Here is a 16,385-nt window from a genome sequence, read left to right as displayed (position 1 = left end):
GTTGCCGATGGTGGACGGACCAAGCGTCGTCCACCCCCGAATCTGTCAACAGACCCCAGGCTGGCGGCGCGTCGTGGGCGTGGCTTCAGCCGAAGCTGATCGCCGGCAGGGTGGCGAGTTCGACGGTCAGCGCCTTGCGTGGGGCGATGATTTCCGCTTCCCCGTCGACCACCAGTTCATCGTTCTGGTTGAACACGCGGGTGGCGATGCGCACGCGGAATTTCGGCAGTTTTTCGAGGATTTCCAGGCGCACGGTGAGCGTGTCGCCGAGCCGCACCGGTTTCTGGAAGCTCATTTGCTGGCCGACGTAGATGGTGCCCGGGCCGGGCAGGGTGCAGGCCACTGCCGCACTGATCAGCGCGCCGCTGAACATGCCGTGGGCGATGCGTTCGCGGAACAGGGTGGTGGCCGCATATTCGGCATCCAGGTGCACCGGATTGTGGTCGCCTGATACGGCGGCGAACAGCAGAATGTCGCGTTCTTCCACGGTCCTGCTGTAGGTGGCGGTCTGGCCGACGGCGAGGCTGTCGTAAGGGGTGTTGCTGCTTTGCGTCATGTTCTCGGTTCCTGGGCAAGGGCGCTCGCCGGCGGACTGCTGCAGGGCGCGTTCCTGCCTGGCGATCGAATCACGGTTCAGCGCGTTGCGTGGCTATGGGGCATGTTATTGACGGGCAGCGACCTGGCCGGCCCGCCTGGCCCGGCGGTTTCAGTGGTGGTCGCACAGGGCGCCCGGTGCCTTGGCGGCGGCCGCTCCTGCGCAGGCTGCGCATTGTAGCCCAGGGACTGAAATTCACGGTATTGATTGTGGATTTGCGAGGTGCCTGGCGGCTGCTAAGTTGGAAAAGGCTGTTATCGAACCAGACGCTGAAGGAATAACAACAATGCAGGCTGATTTCTGGAACGACAAGCGCGCCCCCGGCGTGCCCAATGACATAGATAGCGGGCGCTACCAGTCGGTGGTCGAGGTCTTCGAACACGCCTGCCGGGCCTTCGCCGAGCGGCCAGCGTTCAGCAACCTGGGCAGGACGATGAGCTATCGCGAGCTCGATGCCTACTCTGCGGCCTTCGCCGCCTGGCTGCAGCAGCACACCGATCTGCAACCTGGCGAGCGCATCGCCGTGCAGATGCCCAACGTGCTGCAGTACCCCATCGCGGTGTTCGGCGCGCTGCGGGCCGGGCTGGTCGTGGTCAACACCAACCCGCTGTATACCGCCCGGGAAATGCGCCACCAGTTCAAGGACGCCGGGGTGCGCGCCCTGGTGTACCTGAACCTGTTCGGCAAGCTGGTGCAGGAGGTGCTGCCCGACAGCGACATCGACTACCTGATCGAAGCGCGCCTGGGCGATATGCTACCCGCCGTGAAGGGCTGGCTGGTCAATACGCTGGTGAAGACGGTCAAGAAGAAAGTACCCGACTACCAGTTGCCCCAGGCGCTGTCGTTCAGGCAGGTGCTTCGCGACGGTGCCAGCCTCTCGGCTCGCCCGGTCACCGCCACCCAGGACGATATCGCCGTGCTGCAATACACCGGCGGCACCACGGGGGTCGCCAAGGGCACCATGCTCAGCCATGGCAACCTGGTCGCCAACATGCTGCAGGCCGATGCCTGCATGGCCCAGCACGGCGCCGACGGCACACCGCTGATGAAGCGCGGCCAGGAGGTGATGATCGCGCCGCTGCCGCTCTACCACATCTATGCCTTCACCGTGAATTGCATGTGCATGATGGTCAACGGCAACCACAACGTGCTGATCACCAATCCCCGTGATATCCCCGCGTTCATCAAGGAGCTGGGCAAGTGGGAGTTCTCCGCGTTGCTGGGGCTCAACACCCTGTTCGTGGCGCTGATGGATCACCCTGATTTCAAGAAGCTCGACTTCAGCCACCTCAAGGTCACCAATTCGGGCGGCACCGCGCTGGTCAAGGCCACTGCCGAGCGCTGGCAGAGCCTCACGGGCTGTGCGGTGGTCGAAGGCTATGGCCTGACCGAAACCTCGCCGATCGTCAGTGCCAATCCTTATGGCGAGCGCGCGCGGCTGGGTACTGTGGGCATTCCGGTACCGGCCACCGCCCTCAAGGTCATCGACGACGACGGCCAGGAATTGCCGTTGGGCGAGCGTGGCGAGCTGTGCATCAAGGGCCCGCAGGTGATGAAGGGCTACTGGAATCGACCGGAGGCCAGCGCCGAGGTGCTCGATGCCGAAGGCTGGTTCAAGTCCGGCGATATCGCGGTGATCGACGAGCAGGGCTTCGTCAGCATCGTCGACCGCAAGAAGGACATGATCATCGTCTCCGGCTTCAACGTGTACCCGAACGAGGTCGAGGATGTGGTGATGGCCCACGGCAAGGTGGCCAGTTGCGCGGCCATCGGCGTGCCGGATGAGAAGTCAGGGGAGGCGGTCAAGCTGTTCGTGGTCAAGCGCGACGCCAGCCTGACGGCCGAGGAACTGAAGGCGTACTGCAAGGACAACCTCACGGGCTACAAGGTACCGCGGCATATCGCGTTCCGCGACTCGCTGCCCATGACGCCCGTGGGCAAGATCCTCCGACGCGAGCTGCGCGACGCGCCATGACGGCGCCAGCGGATGCGGCGTCACTGGCCGGAGTCAGCGGCCAGGAGCGATTCGTGACTATTTGTGGTTTATGGTCACTTTCTGAGCTTGATGGGCTTTGCGGGCTCTGGCCGCTATCTGGCAACTCTGCTACTCTCGGCCCGCTTCGCGCCTCTCTGGGGCGAACACGCAGGCACACAGACAACAAACAACCGCATAGCGGTGAAGACAAGCAGTTGCTTAGGAGTGGGTGTCCATGACCGAAAACTTCTGGACGGACAAGTATCCCGAGGGGGTCGCGGCAGAGATCGATCCCGATCAGTACCCCAACGTTCAGGCGGTGCTGAAGCAGTCCTGCCAGCGTTTCGCCGACAAGCCCGCTTTCACCAACCTGGGCAAGACCCTGACCTACGGCGAGCTGTTCGAGCTCTCCGGTCACTTCGCTGCCTATCTGCAGCAGCACACGGATCTGCAGCCTGGCGACCGCATCGCCGTGCAACTGCCCAACGTTCTGCAATACCCGGTGGTGGTGTTCGGCGCGCTGCGTGCCGGGCTGGTGGTGGTCAACACCAACCCGCTGTACACCGCCCGTGAAATGGAACACCAGTTCAAGGATTCCGGCGCCAAGGCGCTGGTCTGCCTGGCCAACATGGCCCATCTGGCCGAGCAGGTGGTACCCAAGACCGGCGTGAAGACGGTGATCATCACCGAGGTCGGCGACATGCTGTCGCCACTCAAGCGCCTGCTGGTCAACGCGGTGGTCAAGTACGTGAAGAAGATGGTGCCGGCCTACAGCCTGCCTGCCGCCATCAAGCTCACCGATGCCCTGGGCCGGGGGCGTGGCAAAGCAGTCAGCGAAGCCAACCCCGCTGCCCAGGAAATCGCCGTGCTGCAATACACCGGCGGCACCACCGGCGTGGCCAAGGGGGCGATGCTGACCCACCGCAACCTGATCGCCAACATGCTGCAGTGCCGCGAGCTGATGGGCTCAAACCTCAACGAAGGCAACGAGATCCTGGTCGCGCCGCTGCCGCTGTACCACATCTACGCCTTCACCTTTCACTGCATGGCGATGATGCACTGTGGCAACCACAACCTGCTGATCACCAACCCGCGTGATCTGCCGAGCATGATCAAGGACCTGTCCAGGTTCAAGTTCAGCGGCTTCGTCGGCCTCAACACCCTGTTCGTGGCGCTGAGCAACAACGAAGGCTTCCACAAGCTCGACTTCTCCAGGCTGAAGGTCACCCTGTCCGGAGGGATGGCGCTGCAGCAGGCGGCCGCCGAGCGCTGGAAGCAGGTAACCGGCTGTGCCATCTGCGAAGGCTACGGCCTGACGGAAACCAGTCCGGTGGCCTCGGTGAACCCGATTACCAATATCCAGATGGGCAGCATCGGCATTCCGGTACCCTCCACCCAGTTCAAGGCCATCGACGACCAGGGCAACGACCTGGCACTGGGCGAGACCGGCGAGCTGTGCATCAAGGGCCCGCAGGTGATGAGGGGCTACTGGCAGCGCCAGGACGCCACCGACGAAGTGCTCGACGCCAATGGCTGGCTCAAGACCGGCGATATCGGCATCATCCAGCCGGATGGCTACATCCGCATCGTCGACCGCAAGAAGGACATGATTCTGGTGTCCGGCTTCAACGTCTATCCGAACGAGCTGGAAGAGGTGCTGGTGGGCCTGCCGGGCGTGCTGCAGTGTGCCGCCATCGGTGTGCCGGACGAGCGTTCCGGTGAGCTGATCAAGGTGTTCGTGGTGGTCAAGCCGGGTATGACCCTGACCAAGGAGCACGTTCTGCAGCACATGCACGACAACCTCACCGGCTACAAGCGACCCAAGCAGGTCGAGTTCCGCGACAGCCTGCCGACCACCAACGTCGGCAAGATCCTGCGCCGCGAGCTGCGTGACGAGGAACTCAAGAAACTCGGCAAGAAGTAACCCTACGCGCTGTAACGAAAGGCCCTGCACTGCGGGGCCTTTTTCGTCCCGGCTTGGCCTACACTTGCGCCTCATGCACCGATCCGCCGGAGGCGTACCACAGATGCAATTGCCTGATCTGAATCTTCTCGTCGCGCTCGATGTCCTGCTCGAGGAGGGCAGCGTGGTCGGCGCCGCACGGCGCATGCACCTCAGCCCACCTGCCATGAGCCGTACCCTGACGCGCATTCGCGAGGCGGTGGGTGATCCGATTCTGGTGCGCGCCGGCCGCGGTCTGGTGCCGACGCCACGGGCGCTGGAGCTGCGCGAGCAGGTGCGCGATCTGGTCGAACAGGCCAGTGGCGTGTTCCGCTCCCGGGACGTGGAACTGGCCAGCCTCAATCGTGCGTTCAATATCCGCACCAACGACATCTTCATGGTTTGTTACGGCGGGCAACTGGTCGAGTTGATCCGCCAGCAGGCGCCCAACGTGATGCTGCGCTTCGTACCGGAAATCGATGGCGACGACGATGCCATGCGTGCCGGGCGTATCGACCTGGCGATCGGCGCTTCGGCCCAGTTGCCGCCCGAGATCAAGCACCAGGGCCTGTTCATGAGCCGCTTCGTGGGCATGGCACGGGTCGATCACCCGATCTTCGCCGAAATGATCAACGCCGAGCGTTTCGCCGCCTATGACCAGATCAGCGTGTCGCGTCGCGGCCTGGCGCGCGGCCCCATCGATCAGGTGCTCGAGCAGCAGCGCCTGTCGCGCCGCGTGGTAGCCGTCTCCCCCAGCTTTTTCTCGGCGCTGCTGGCGCTGCGTGATTCGGATTTGATCCTGCCGATGCCCAATCCCGTGGTCGCGGTCTGCAAGCAGCTTGGTCTGGCCCTGCGCAGTTTCGAGATTCCCTTGCCGCTGTCACCGGTGCGGGTGCACCAGTCCTGGCATCCGCGCTTCGACAACGACCCGGCGCATCGTTGGCTGCGGGGGCTGGTCAAGGGTTGCTGCGAAGAGCATCCCCCGGGTGGCTTATAGTTGCGCTGAGCGCAATCATTAATTAGAAACATTGCAGTTTTCTGCAATCGTCGTTTTCCCTAGACTGCCCCCGGTCAAGCACGTTACCGGATATTCCCGCATGCCTTCCCCTTGCTACTCGGGTAGCGGCGCATCTTCATGAATGCGCCGACGCTCATGCCTTCGCCCCTCTGCGCTGCACCCGCTCCGCAAGCTGCCCCGATGCAGGCAACCCCTTTCGGGCTGCGCATCGTCGTCGGCCTGTTGGGCGTGCTGCTGGCGGTGCTGGTCTCGGGTTTCAACGAGAACGTCACCAAGATCGCCCTGGTCGACATCCGCGGCGCCATGGGCATCGGGCACGATGAAGGCAGCTGGTTGCTGGCGCTCTATGCGGCCGCCTCGGTAAGCGCCATGGCGTTCGCCCCCTGGTTCGCGGTGACCTTGTCGCTGCGCCGTTTCACCCTCTGCGCCATCGCCGCCTTCATGCTGCTGGGGCTGCTCTCGCCGCTGGCGCCCAACGAGCGTGCGCTGATGCTGTTGCGTGCCCTGCAGGGGCTGGCCGGCGGCGCGCTGCCGCCGATGCTGATGACCGTCGCCCTGCGTTTTCTACCGCCCCACATCAAGCTCTACGGCCTGGCAGCCTTCGCCATGACAGCCACCTTCGGCCCCAGCCTGGGGACTCCTCTGGCAGCTTTCTGGGTGGAGTACGCGGGCTGGCAATGGGCGTTCTGGCAGATCATCCCCGGCAGCCTGCTGGCCATGCTCGCCGTGGGCTGGGGGTTGCCTCAGGACCCACTGCGTCTGCAGCGTTTCGAGCAGTTCAACTGGCGCGGGCTGTTGCTTGGCTTGCCCGCCATCTGCCTGCTGGTGATCGGCCTGTTGCAGGGCGAGCGGCTGAACTGGCTGCACTCGCCGCTGATCGTCAGCCTGCTGGCCGGTGGCAGCCTGTTGATGGTGCTGTTCCTGATCAACGAGTGGCAGCACCCGCTGCCGTTCTTCAAGCTGCAACTGCTCAAGCTGCGCAACCTCAGCTTCGCGCTGTTCACCCTGACCGGTGTGCTGCTGGTGATGCTGGCGTCGATTCTGATCCCGTCTTCCTACCTGGCCCAGGTGCAGGGCTATCGCCCCCTGCAGACCGCCCCCATGCTGCTCTGGGTGGCCTTGCCACAGTTGCTCGCGCTGCCCCTGGTGGCGGCGCTGTGCAACCTGCGCCAGGTCGACTGCCGGTATGTCCTCGCTGCGGGGCTGGGCATGATGGGGCTGTCGTGCCTGCTGGGTTCGCAGCTGACCTCGGCGTGGATCCGTGACGACTTTCTGGTCATCCAACTGCTGCAGATCTTCGCCCAACCGCTGTCGGTGCTGCCGCTGCTGATGCTTGCCACCGGCAGCATCGCGCCGATCCAGGGGCCGTTCGCCTCGGCCTGGTTCAATACCGTCAAGGGCCTTTCGGCAGTGGTCGCCACGGCGGTGCTGGACCTGCTCACCACCGCGCGCCTGCACCTGCATTCCAGCAATCTGGTGGATCGCCTGGGCAACCAGCCGCTGCTCCCCGACGAGCAGCACGCGCACCTGGCGACGCGTCTGCATCAGCAGGCGCTGGTACTCACCTATGCCGACCTTTACCTGTGCGTGGCCGTCGTGGCCTTCGCCCTGATCCTGATCATTCCCTTCGTGCCCACGCGCATCTATCCGCCGCGTGCCGCCACCTGACGATGGACGAGACCATGAACATCCTTCGCAAACCCGTTCTGTCGATTGGCCTGCCCGTCACCGTCCTGTTGCTCTGGGGCACCTGGCAGGTGCTGTTCGCCGAGCGTTTCGAGCAGCGCACCAACGATGCCTTCATCAGCGCCGACTACACCCTGGTCGCACCCAAGGTCGCCGGTTTCATCAACGAACTGCTGGCCGAAGACAACCAGCGGGTGAGCGCCGGCCAATTGCTGGCACGCATCGACGACCGTGATTATCGCGCGGCGCTCGACGTGGCCCGCGCCGGCGTCGCCAGTGCCGAAGCGCAGTTGGCCAACGCCGAAGCCAGCGTCGACCGCCAGCAGTCGCTGATCGATCAGGCCGCCGCTACGGTGAAGGCCGATCAGGCCGAAGTGCTGTTCGCCGAGCGCGAGCTGCAGCGCTACCAGCACCTGGCCGGGCAGGGCGCTGGCACCCTGCAGAATGCCCAGCAGGCGCAGAGCCGTTTCGATACCGCCCAGGCCCGCAAGCTGCAGAACCACGCAGCGCTGGAAGCGACCCGCCAGCAGACCGCGATTCTGCATGCCCAGCGCGACAGCGCCCGGGCGGCAGTGCAGCGCGCCCGGGCGGAGCTGCAACGGGCCGAGCTGGACCTGTCGCATACCGAGCTGCGCGCGCCCATGGATGGCATGGTCGGGCGCCGGGCCGTGCGCATCGGCGCCTATGTCAGCCCTGGCGACCAGTTGCTCGCCGTGGTGCCCCTGGAGCGTGCCTTCGTGGTTGCCAACTTCCAGGAAACCCAGCTCGATCGCGTACGCCCCGGACAGCCGGTGAGCATCAGCGTCGACAGCTACCCGGACCTGCAACTGCGCGGGCACGTCGAGAGCCTGGCGCCCGCCACCGGGGTGACCTTCGCCGCCGTGGCGCCGGACAACGCCACCGGCAACTTCACCAAGGTGGTGCAGCGTATTCCGGTGAAGATCGTGCTCGATGCCGATCAGCCGGTGGTGGGTTACCTGCGCGTGGGGATGTCGGTGGAGGCGCGCATCGACACCCACGAGCTCGACGATCACAAGCTGGCGCAGGCGCACTGAGATGAACCGAATCCTTCGTGTCGGCCTGATCGGCAGCGGGTTGCTGCTCGGCGCCTGCACCCTCGGCCCCAACTTCCAGGCGCCCAGGGCGCAGCTGCCCGAACGCTGGCCGAAGGCGAGCGAGGCCGCCGCACGCAGCCTGCCAGTTGCCGGCGCGGTCGATGCGCATTGGTGGGACAGCTTCGCCGACCCGCAACTGAGTGCGCTGGTGAGGCGGGCGCTGGCGGGCAACCTGGATCTGCAGCTCGCCGCCAGCCGCGTGCAGCAAAGCCGCGCGATGCGCCAGAGTACCGCCGCGGCTACCGGGCCGAAGCTCGATGGCAATGGCGGCTACAGCCGTTCGCGCAATAGCGAGGAGGGGCTCAACGACCCGTCCGGCAATGCCGGCAAGGAAAACTACAGCCTCTGGCAGGCGGGCCTGGGCGCGACCTGGGAGCTCGACCTGTGGGGCCGGGTGCGCCGCGAGGTAGAAGCCGCCGATGCCCGGTTGCAAGGTGTCGAAGCCCTGCGCGACGGCGCCGCCCTCGCGGTGATGGCGGAGACCGCTACGGGTTACATCCAGCTGCGTTCGGCGCAGCAGGTGCGGGTGATTACCGAGCAGAACCTGCAGATCGCCCGGCGTAGCCTGGAGCTCAACAGAACCCGCCTGGCCGACGGCGTGGCCACGCGCCTCGAAGTGGCCGAGGCCGCTGCCAGGGTCGCTTCCCTCGAGGCCCGCCTGGAGCCCCTGCAATGGCGTGAGCGACAACTGATCAACGCACTCGGCCTGTTGCTCGGCCAGGGACCCGGTGGCCTGCCGGAGCTCGCCGAGCCGGCGGCGATTCCCCAGGGACCGCTGCGCGTGCCGGTCGGGCTGCCCAGCGAACTGGCCAGCCGTCGCCCGGACATTCGTCAGGCCGAAGCGCAACTGCATGGCGCGACCGCCAGCATCGGCGTGGCCCAGGCGGATTTCTATCCACGCATCACCCTGTCCGGTGACCTCGGCCTGCAGGCCCTGCAGTTGAGCGATCTGGATGGCTGGTCGGCGCACCGTTTCGCCATCGGCCCGTCCGTCAGCGTGCCATTGTTCGATGGCGGCCGACGGCAAGGCGTGCTGCAGTTGCGCGAGGCGCAGCAGCAGGAGGCGGCCATCGCCTATCAGCGCACGGTACTCGGCGCCTGGCACGAAGTGGACGACGCCATGGCTGCCTACCAGGCCCAGCAACGCCGTCACGATCACCTGCACGAAGCCGTCGCGCAAAGCCGCGAAGCCCTGGACAACGCCGAGCAGCAATACGCCCAGGGCACCGTGGACTACCTCAACGTGCTATCGGTGCAGCACGCCTTGCTCGTCAACGAAGAGGAACTGGTGGATAGCAGCCAGGCCACCTCGCTGGCGTTGGTGACGCTTTACCGCGCCCTGGGCGGCGGCTGGCAGGGGGATGAAAACCCGACGTAGCCTGGCGTTGAACGCAGCGATACCCAGGAAAAAGCCCCGGGTGTCGCTGCGCTCGACCGAGGCTATGTGAAGCGGCTTAAGCGCATTCGGCTAGTCGGCGTTCAGGTACCGCTCATGAAATTCCAGGGTCGCCAGGTTCTTGTCCTTGGACTCGAACATGATGTCGAAGCGGTCGAGGAATTGCAGGACGTAGGCGTTCGTCCACTGGTTCCACATGCGTGCACTGTGGCCGTAGAGCTCGCGTTTCGGCACGACCTTGAGTACCTCGGGCATTTGCAGCTTGCGCTCGGCGCTCAGCCCCAGCTCCTGCAAGCGTTCCTGCGGCTGCGAGAGGTGCATGGTCGGCCGCACGCCACGCCAGCTGTCGATGATGCGCGCCACCCGCTCGGCGTGCGGGTCGATGTAGTCGTCCTCATGGATCCAGCAGTGGTGCACGTCCAGCACCACCGGCGCCAGGTCGGCGAGGGCCAGGCAGGCGTCGACGCCATAGGTCTTTTCGTCGTTCTCGAAGGTGATGCAGTGGCGCGCTTCCTCTGACAGACGCGGCCACACCGCGCGGATACCCTCACCGCCCAGCTTGCCGGCGATGTGCAGGTTGCATTTGAAATCCTGGAAACGCCTGCCGTAGCCCATCATGCGAATCATGTCGGCGTGGTACTCGAACTCGGCGATGCTGTTCTCCACCACGTCCGGCCGGTCGGAGCCGAGCACGCAGTACTGGCCGGGGTGCATGGACAGCCGGATATCCGCCTCGCGGGCAGCCGCGCCTATCGCCGCGAAGCCTTCGATCAGGCGCCGCTGGATCGTCGGGGCGCGGTAGAAGGCGCTGACCTTCGGGTGGCTGTAGAACGGCAGCAGGTCGCTGCTCAGACGCAGCATCTGCAACGGCTTCGGCAGGCTGGCGACATAGGCGAGCAGGCGCAGCTGGGCCTGCAGATTGTGCTCGACGATCTCGATCAGCTTGGCGTGCGCGAGCGGCTGGGCGACGCTGTCCATCCAGCGCAGGGTCGTGGTGCGCGGGTTGAACGCTGCCTCGATGATTTTCAACTCGCCTGCCGGCAGGCTGCGATCAGGGTGGCGGTATTGGCAGGCGAAGCCGACGCGGGGTGACGACATGTGGAACCTCGGAAACAGGAGAGCGCTGCGCGCTCAGACCGGCGTGGCGGTGGATCACTCAGTGTTTCGATTATGCCGTGGATGAAGCTCGACCGCCTCGCGTATGAAAATGCCCGCTACCCGGCTTGAAGCGCGTCGCCATGGCCATCAGCGCCAGGGTGGCCACCGCCATGGCCAGCCAGCTTAGGCGCAGGTCGTCGGTGTACTGGCGCAGCAGGCCCGCCAGCAGCGGGGCGCAAGCGGCGATCAGGTAGCCGCCGCCCTGCACGAAGGCCAGCAGGTCGCCAGTCTGGCGTGGGTCGTCGAGATGATCCTGGGCCACCACCAGCGACAGCGGGAACAGCGCACCGATGCCGATACCCACGAGGATGCAGATCGGCACGACCCACTGCAGCGGCGCGATCAGCAAACCAAGCAGCCCCGCCAGCAGTGACGCCAGCACCACGGCGAGCAGGATGCGGCGGTCCGCGAAGCGCGCCAGCAGGCTCGATACCAACAGCCCGGCGGTCACCTCGCAGAGCGTCAGCGCCGCCAGCAGCAGGCCGCTGGACTGGGCGCTCCAGCCCAGGGCGGTGTAGTAGGGCGGCAACCAGGCCAGCACCAGGGTGTAGCCAGCGGTGCCCACCCCGAAGAAACTCAGCAGCAGCCAGGCGCGCGGCGAGCGCCAGAGATCCAGATGCGGCAGGTTGGCCGTTGTCGCAGGCGCTTCGCCAGGTGCGGCGCGCCACCACAACGCGGCGGCTGCAAGGGCAGGCAGGCCCCAGGCCGCCAGCGCCCAGGACCACCCCAGCCATTGCGCCAACAAGGGGGTGAGCGCCGCACCGAAGGCCGCACCGCCCATGATCGCGCAACTGTAGAAACCGATCAGGCGGCTGCTGTCCGCGGCGAAGCGCGCCTTGATCAACCCTGGCAACAACGCCTGCACGAAGGCGATACCGGCGCCGGCCAGCAACGCGCTGGCGATCAGCGGCGTTGCCTCAGGCAGCAGCCCGCCGAGGAAGATGCCAGTGCGCTCGCCGAGGTAGCGGCGCAGGGCGCTGGCCGCCAGGGCACCCAGGCCCATGATCACCACGGGCAAGCTGGTCAGCAGGCTGGCGCCAATATGGCCCAGGCCGCTGTCGAGCTGGAGGCGGTCGAGCAACGGGCCCACCGCCGCCAGTACCGGGCGCAGGTTGAGGCCGAGCAGCACGATGGCGAACAACAGCAATGACTGGCGTTTCATGGTTTGTTCTCCTGGGCACCACGCCAGGCCACCAGCAGCACGCCGCCGACGATGCACAATGCTGCCAGCAGCATGGGGAGGCTGCCGCGTTCGCCCAGCAGCGTCACCGCCATGGCCGCCCCGAGCATCGCCGCCACCGAGCCGATCTGGCTGAGGTACACCGCGCCAGCGAGTTTCTGCAGCACGAAGTACAGGGCGTAGACGATGGCGAACAGCGCCATCTGCGCCACCAGCAGGCTGATCGCCAGCACGCTGTCCAGGGTCGGGGCGAGGCTGACCTCGAACAGGGCCAGCGGCAGCAGGAGCAGCGCGCCACCGAACAGCATGCCGGGCGCCAGCGACAGCGGGCTGGCACCCGCCGGCCAATAGCGCGAACGGTAAATATTGCCCAGGCCGAGGAACACCGGCACGGCCAGCGCGGCGGCGATCCACAGCAGCGGGCTGTCGCCACTGCGCAGCTTGTCGAGTGCCAGCAGCAGGCTGCCGCCCAGGCCAATGCAGATACCCAGCAGGCGCACGCGGCTCAGCGGCTCCATGCGCAGCGCCAGGGCCAGCAGGTAGGTGATCAGCGGCGGAAACGCCAGGCACATGGAGGCGAAGCCGGCGCCGACCTGGGGAATCGAACTGAACAGCAGGCCATTGGGCAGGGCGATGCTGAGCAGGCCGGAGGCCAGGTAGTAGCGTTGCAGGCGGGGACTCAGGCCTGGGGGCTCGCCCCGCAGGCGGGTGAACGCCAGCAGCAGCAGGCCGCCCCCCAGCAGGCTCCACAACAGGTAGGCCAGCGGCGCCCAGCCGGCTGCACTGGCCAGCTTCACCAGATTGCTGGTCAGCCCCATCAGCGCGCCGATGGCGAGCAACAGCATGAGTGCCAGTAGCGGGCGTGAATTGGCAGGTGGCATGGCTGGTCTCATCCGGTGAATACGCTAAGATGGCAACATTCTTTTTGAAAAGTATCTTGATAGCAAGATAAATCGAGGGCGACATGCAAGATCGTGCACAACTGGCCGCCGAGCAGTGGCAACGGCAACGCCCGGATCTGGACGGCTTCTCCATGGCGGTGATCGGTCGGCTGGGCGAACTGTCCCAGGTGATCAGCCGTGATCATCTGCTGCCGTTCTTCGCCGAGCACGGCTTGCAGGCCGGCGAGTTCGACCTGCTCGCGACCTTGCGCCGTTCCGGCGAGCCCTACGCGTTGATGCCCACCGCGCTGTACGAAAGCGCGATGATCTCCTCCGGCGGCATGACCAGCCGTATCGACCGCCTGGAAAAGGCCGGCCTGATCGAGCGACGTAGCCACCCGAGCGACCGCCGTGGCATCCTGGTGGCCCTGACCCCAGCGGGTTTCGAACTGATCGACGGCCTGCTCGCGGCCCATGTCGGCAACCTGCAGCGGGTGCTGGCAGCGCTGACCGTCGCTGAACAGCAGCAGCTGCACAGGCTGACCGGCAAGCTGCTGGCTGGCTTGGAGCAGGGGGGGCGATAGGGCGTTGTCGTCGGGCCGAAACCCCGTCAGGCGTGCTCATCGCACGCCGCGCACAGCGTGGGTGACAGGCCGAGCCCCGTCAGCGCGGTGAGCAGGAGATGTCATGGAAGTGCTGTCCACTATCACCGGTTTCATCGTCGAGGTTGTTTTCAGGGCACTGGGGTTATGGGTGCTGAAATGCCTCACCGGCGGGCGCTACAACGACACCAACAGCTACCTGTATTTTTTTCCAGGCTTCGTCGGTTTCCTGTTGCTGGTGGTGCTGATCGTCCTGGTGGTGGCTGCTGCCTCGTGGATCCGCCAGGTGATCGGGCCGTGATCCGCAGGCTGCCGACGGCGATCCGACGGGCGTCACGCTACAGCCCCCATGACAGATGTCACAATGATGTCAGAAAAACCGCAACCTTTCCCGGGCTGCGCCGGTCGAACCGTCTGCGCTGGCTGCTCGCCTACGGTGGCCCCTGCGTAGCCAGCTGCCTGCCAAGTACTTTGTTGCCATGGATTCGGCATCTTCCGTCTTCACTCCGAGTATCGAACCATGCTGCATCTATTACGCAAACGCAGTGAGCTTCAGGCTCTCAAGCAACTGACCGCCTCGCTTCCAGGCCCCTCCCACGGCGCTGCCGGCCGTGGCCCGGCCAACTGGGCAGAGGTGCAACGTGAATGGATCTCACGGGAACAGAAAGCAGCACGAAACGAGGCACGGCTCGCCGAGCTGGAGCGCGAACTGGAGTCTGCGCGCCTGTTGCTGGCTGAAGCCGACGCCAGCTCCAAGGCCTCGGAAACCCGCTTCGACCTCGTCAACCGCGCCTCGAGTGAAGGCCTCTGGGATATGGAGGTGGTCGCGGGAGACCCGGTGAACCCTCGTAACCGGTTCTGGTGGTCGCAACAGTTCAGGGAGATGCTCGGCTTTCGCAACGAGCAGGACTTCCCCAATGTGCTGGCCAGCTGGGCTGATCGCCTGCACCCGGACGACAAGGCCGCCACGCTCGACGCGTTCGCCCGCCACTTGAACGACAAGTCCGGCATGACCCCTTACCGGGTCAGGAATCGCCTGGCCATGAAGGACGGCAGCTATCGCTGGTTCTTTGCCCAGGGCGAAACCCTGCGCGATGGGCGCGGCATGCCGCTGCGCGTCGCCGGGGCACTGCGCGACATCCACGATGAGCTGGAACGCGAGCAGCAGCACGATGTGATCATCACCCGCTTCGAACTGGCCCGGGAGATGCTGTCGGACGGCTTGTGGGATATGGAGGTGATTGCGGGCGATCCGGTCAACCCGAAGAACCCGTTCTGGTGGTCTCCGCAGTTCCGCCGTCTGCTGGGCTTCGAGACCGTCGAGGAATTCCCCGACGTGCTCGACAGCTGGGCGTCGCGCCTGCATCCCGAGGACAAGGCCTACAGCATCGAAGCGTTCCAGGCACACCTGGGTGACCGCTCCGGCAAGACCCCATTCGACATCGAGTATCGCTTGAAGATGAAGAGCGGCGAGTACCGGTGGTTCAGGGCACGCGGCCAGACCAAACGCGATGCCCATGGAGCACCGCTGCGGGTGGTCGGGGCGCTCGTGGATATCGACCTGCAGCACCAGCAGAACGCCATGCGCGAGGTCGAGGCGGCTCACCAGCGCACGCTGGAGTCGAACATCGCCAAGCTGACCCAGATCGTCGGCACCATCCAGAGCATTGCCAGCCAGACCAACCTGCTGGCACTGAACGCCGCGATCGAGGCTGCCCGCGCGGGTGAAGCGGGGAGAGGGTTCGCGGTGGTCGCCGATGAGGTGCGCAAGCTGGCGACACGAACCACCGAGGCCACCGAGCAGGCGGCCAATATGATGCGGGCCTGATTTCGCCGTACGGGGATGGAACCCCGGTTGCAGCCCACGCTGCGCGGTTTCCTGTTGAGGCGTGGTGAGGCCCATGGCGGCCCGCCAGGGCCTACAGCCGGTGCTGTTCCAGCAGGAAATCCACGAACGCCCGCACCCGTGCCGGCATCGTCGCGCCACCGACGAATACCGCATGAATCGGCTCCCGGTCGCCGGGGTTGCAGGCTTCCAGCAGCGGCACCAGGTCGCCGCGCTGCAGGTCGTCGCTCACGCTGAATGCGCCGATGCGCGCGATGCCGGCGCCTACGCGGGCCAGCTGCGCCAGCGCCTCGCCACTGCTGCATTCGATAGTGCCGCCGACCTTCAGGGAGAACGCCACGCCGTCGCGCACGAACGGCCAGTTGGGTTCGGCACGGCGGAAGTTGAAGCGCAGGCAGTTGTGCCGCAGCAGGTCTTCCGGTTCCTGGGGCGTACCGTGGCGCTTCAGGTAGTCGGGCGAGGCCACCACCACCTGGCCGGTGTCGCCGATCCTGCGCGCGGTCAACGGGCTGTCGGGCAGATGGCCGAAGCGTAGGGCGACATCGGCCTGGCCACCGAGAATGTCGACCACTTCGTCGCCGAGGGTGAGGTCGACGAGGATGTTCGGGTAGCGGGCGCTGAAGGCCGCCACCAGGGGCACGATGGCCAGTCGCCCATGGCCGAGGGCGGCGCTGACCCGCAGGCGGCCCCTGGGCATGCCCTGATCGGCGATGGCGTCTTCGACCTCGGCCAGGTCGGCGAGGATGCGCCTGGCACCACGCAGGTAAGCCTCGCCTTCGGCCGTCAGGGTGATCGCCCGGGTGGTACGCAGCAGCAGGCGAGTGCCGAGACGTTGTTCCGTGCGGGCGATGATCCGGCTCACCGCCGAGGGTGTCAGCCCCAGTGCACGTGCGGCGGCCGACAGGCTGCCCTGTTGCGCCACCGTGACGAACACGCCCATTTCACCTGACCTGCCGTTGACGTCCATTTGTGCTCCTTGGGCAAAGGTGCA

Annotated in this window: 14 protein-coding genes; 9 read left to right on the top strand and 5 right to left on the bottom strand. The window is 65.8% G+C overall.

The window, feature by feature from the left end; translation table 11 throughout:
• Positions 1–85: 85 nt before the first annotated feature.
• Positions 86–556, bottom strand: coding sequence for a MaoC family dehydratase (locus BLR94_RS00310; RefSeq protein ID WP_084306448.1), 471 nt, complete (start codon positions 554–556; stop codon positions 86–88).
• Positions 557–881: 325 nt separating this feature from the next.
• Here BLR94_RS00310 and fadD2 point away from each other — a divergent pair, with 325 nt between their 5' ends.
• The 6 genes from fadD2 (at position 882) to BLR94_RS00280 (ending at position 9,709) form a co-directional block, all read left to right on the top strand.
• On the top strand, positions 882–2,570 hold the full coding sequence (gene fadD2, locus BLR94_RS00305) for a long-chain-fatty-acid--CoA ligase FadD2 (protein ID WP_084306447.1): 1,689 nt from the start codon (positions 882–884) through the stop codon (positions 2,568–2,570).
• A 235-nt stretch (positions 2,571–2,805) separates the two neighbouring features.
• The gene (fadD1, locus tag BLR94_RS00300) at positions 2,806–4,494 is read left to right on the top strand and encodes a long-chain-fatty-acid--CoA ligase FadD1 (RefSeq protein WP_084306446.1); all 1,689 of its coding nucleotides are present in this window, start codon (positions 2,806–2,808) and stop codon (positions 4,492–4,494) included.
• 103 nt (positions 4,495–4,597) lie between these two features.
• Entirely contained in the window at positions 4,598–5,509 is a 912-nt protein-coding gene (locus BLR94_RS00295) for a LysR family transcriptional regulator (RefSeq protein WP_084306445.1), read from the top strand.
• A 156-nt stretch (positions 5,510–5,665) separates the two neighbouring features.
• Positions 5,666–7,198, top strand: coding sequence for an MFS transporter (locus tag BLR94_RS00290; RefSeq protein ID WP_084306444.1), 1,533 nt, complete (start codon positions 5,666–5,668; stop codon positions 7,196–7,198).
• A 14-nt stretch (positions 7,199–7,212) separates the two neighbouring features.
• Entirely contained in the window at positions 7,213–8,271 is a 1,059-nt protein-coding gene (locus tag BLR94_RS00285; protein WP_084306553.1) for an HlyD family secretion protein, read from the top strand.
• Position 8,272: 1 nt separating this feature from the next.
• Positions 8,273–9,709, top strand: a complete 1,437-nt coding sequence (locus BLR94_RS00280) for an efflux transporter outer membrane subunit (RefSeq protein ID WP_084306443.1) — start codon at positions 8,273–8,275, stop codon at positions 9,707–9,709.
• Positions 9,710–9,799: 90 nt separating this feature from the next.
• Here the strand turns inward: BLR94_RS00280 and BLR94_RS00275 are convergent, their stop codons facing one another.
• From BLR94_RS00275 to BLR94_RS00265, 3 genes are all read right to left on the bottom strand, one after another.
• Positions 9,800–10,825 carry an apurinic/apyrimidinic endonuclease family protein gene (locus tag BLR94_RS00275; RefSeq protein WP_084306442.1) on the bottom strand — a complete coding sequence of 342 codons (1,026 nt, stop codon included), beginning with the start codon at positions 10,823–10,825 and terminating at the stop codon, positions 9,800–9,802.
• 70 nt (positions 10,826–10,895) lie between these two features.
• Positions 10,896–12,047 (bottom strand): MFS transporter, encoded by a 1,152-nt coding sequence (locus tag BLR94_RS00270; RefSeq protein ID WP_084306441.1) that lies wholly within the window; start codon positions 12,045–12,047, stop codon positions 10,896–10,898.
• On the bottom strand, positions 12,044–12,946 hold the full coding sequence (locus BLR94_RS00265; RefSeq protein WP_084306440.1) for a DMT family transporter: 903 nt from the start codon (positions 12,944–12,946) through the stop codon (positions 12,044–12,046). Before BLR94_RS00265 ends, BLR94_RS00270 begins: the two co-directional genes overlap by 4 nt.
• 83 nt (positions 12,947–13,029) lie before the next feature.
• On the opposite strand from BLR94_RS00265, the gene BLR94_RS00260 reads away from it, so the two are divergent.
• From BLR94_RS00260 to BLR94_RS28135, 3 genes are all read left to right on the top strand, one after another.
• On the top strand, positions 13,030–13,530 hold the full coding sequence (locus BLR94_RS00260; RefSeq protein ID WP_084306439.1) for a MarR family winged helix-turn-helix transcriptional regulator: 501 nt from the start codon (positions 13,030–13,032) through the stop codon (positions 13,528–13,530).
• A 103-nt stretch (positions 13,531–13,633) separates the two neighbouring features.
• Positions 13,634–13,849: a hypothetical protein gene (locus BLR94_RS00255; protein WP_084306438.1), complete on the top strand. Its 216-nt coding sequence runs from the start codon at positions 13,634–13,636 to the stop codon at positions 13,847–13,849.
• Positions 13,850–14,068: 219 nt separating this feature from the next.
• On the top strand, positions 14,069–15,376 hold the full coding sequence (locus BLR94_RS28135) for a methyl-accepting chemotaxis protein (protein ID WP_084306437.1): 1,308 nt from the start codon (positions 14,069–14,071) through the stop codon (positions 15,374–15,376).
• 91 nt (positions 15,377–15,467) lie between these two features.
• Here the strand turns inward: BLR94_RS28135 and BLR94_RS00245 are convergent, their stop codons facing one another.
• Positions 15,468–16,361 carry a LysR family transcriptional regulator gene (locus tag BLR94_RS00245; protein ID WP_084306436.1) on the bottom strand — a complete coding sequence of 298 codons (894 nt, stop codon included), beginning with the start codon at positions 16,359–16,361 and terminating at the stop codon, positions 15,468–15,470.
• Between the last annotated feature and the right edge of the window lie 24 nt (positions 16,362–16,385).

This window comes from Phytopseudomonas flavescens, from assembly GCF_900100535.1.
Classification (GTDB): domain Bacteria; phylum Pseudomonadota; class Gammaproteobacteria; order Pseudomonadales; family Pseudomonadaceae; genus Aquipseudomonas; species Aquipseudomonas flavescens.
Note: the sequence above shows the minus strand (reverse complement) of the source record. Positions and strands in the feature narration are given on the sequence as shown.

What these genes read in the sequence shown, in the direction of transcription:
- BLR94_RS00310 (WP_084306448.1), bottom strand. Translation starts at nt 556, where the DNA reads ATGACGCAAAGCAGCAACACCCCTTACGACAGCCTCGCCGTCGGCCAG.
- fadD2 (WP_084306447.1), top strand. Translation starts at nt 882, where the DNA reads ATGCAGGCTGATTTCTGGAACGACAAGCGCGCCCCCGGCGTGCCCAAT.
- fadD1 (WP_084306446.1), top strand. Translation starts at nt 2,806, where the DNA reads ATGACCGAAAACTTCTGGACGGACAAGTATCCCGAGGGGGTCGCGGCA.
- BLR94_RS00295 (WP_084306445.1), top strand. Translation starts at nt 4,598, where the DNA reads ATGCAATTGCCTGATCTGAATCTTCTCGTCGCGCTCGATGTCCTGCTC.
- BLR94_RS00290 (WP_084306444.1), top strand. Translation starts at nt 5,666, where the DNA reads ATGCCTTCGCCCCTCTGCGCTGCACCCGCTCCGCAAGCTGCCCCGATG.
- BLR94_RS00285 (WP_084306553.1), top strand. Translation starts at nt 7,213, where the DNA reads ATGAACATCCTTCGCAAACCCGTTCTGTCGATTGGCCTGCCCGTCACC.
- BLR94_RS00280 (WP_084306443.1), top strand. Translation starts at nt 8,273, where the DNA reads ATGAACCGAATCCTTCGTGTCGGCCTGATCGGCAGCGGGTTGCTGCTC.
- BLR94_RS00275 (WP_084306442.1), bottom strand. Translation starts at nt 10,825, where the DNA reads ATGTCGTCACCCCGCGTCGGCTTCGCCTGCCAATACCGCCACCCTGAT.
- BLR94_RS00270 (WP_084306441.1), bottom strand. Translation starts at nt 12,047, where the DNA reads ATGAAACGCCAGTCATTGCTGTTGTTCGCCATCGTGCTGCTCGGCCTC.
- BLR94_RS00265 (WP_084306440.1), bottom strand. Translation starts at nt 12,946, where the DNA reads ATGCCACCTGCCAATTCACGCCCGCTACTGGCACTCATGCTGTTGCTC.
- BLR94_RS00260 (WP_084306439.1), top strand. Translation starts at nt 13,030, where the DNA reads ATGCAAGATCGTGCACAACTGGCCGCCGAGCAGTGGCAACGGCAACGC.
- BLR94_RS00255 (WP_084306438.1), top strand. Translation starts at nt 13,634, where the DNA reads ATGGAAGTGCTGTCCACTATCACCGGTTTCATCGTCGAGGTTGTTTTC.
- BLR94_RS28135 (WP_084306437.1), top strand. Translation starts at nt 14,069, where the DNA reads ATGCTGCATCTATTACGCAAACGCAGTGAGCTTCAGGCTCTCAAGCAA.
- BLR94_RS00245 (WP_084306436.1), bottom strand. Translation starts at nt 16,361, where the DNA reads ATGGACGTCAACGGCAGGTCAGGTGAAATGGGCGTGTTCGTCACGGTG.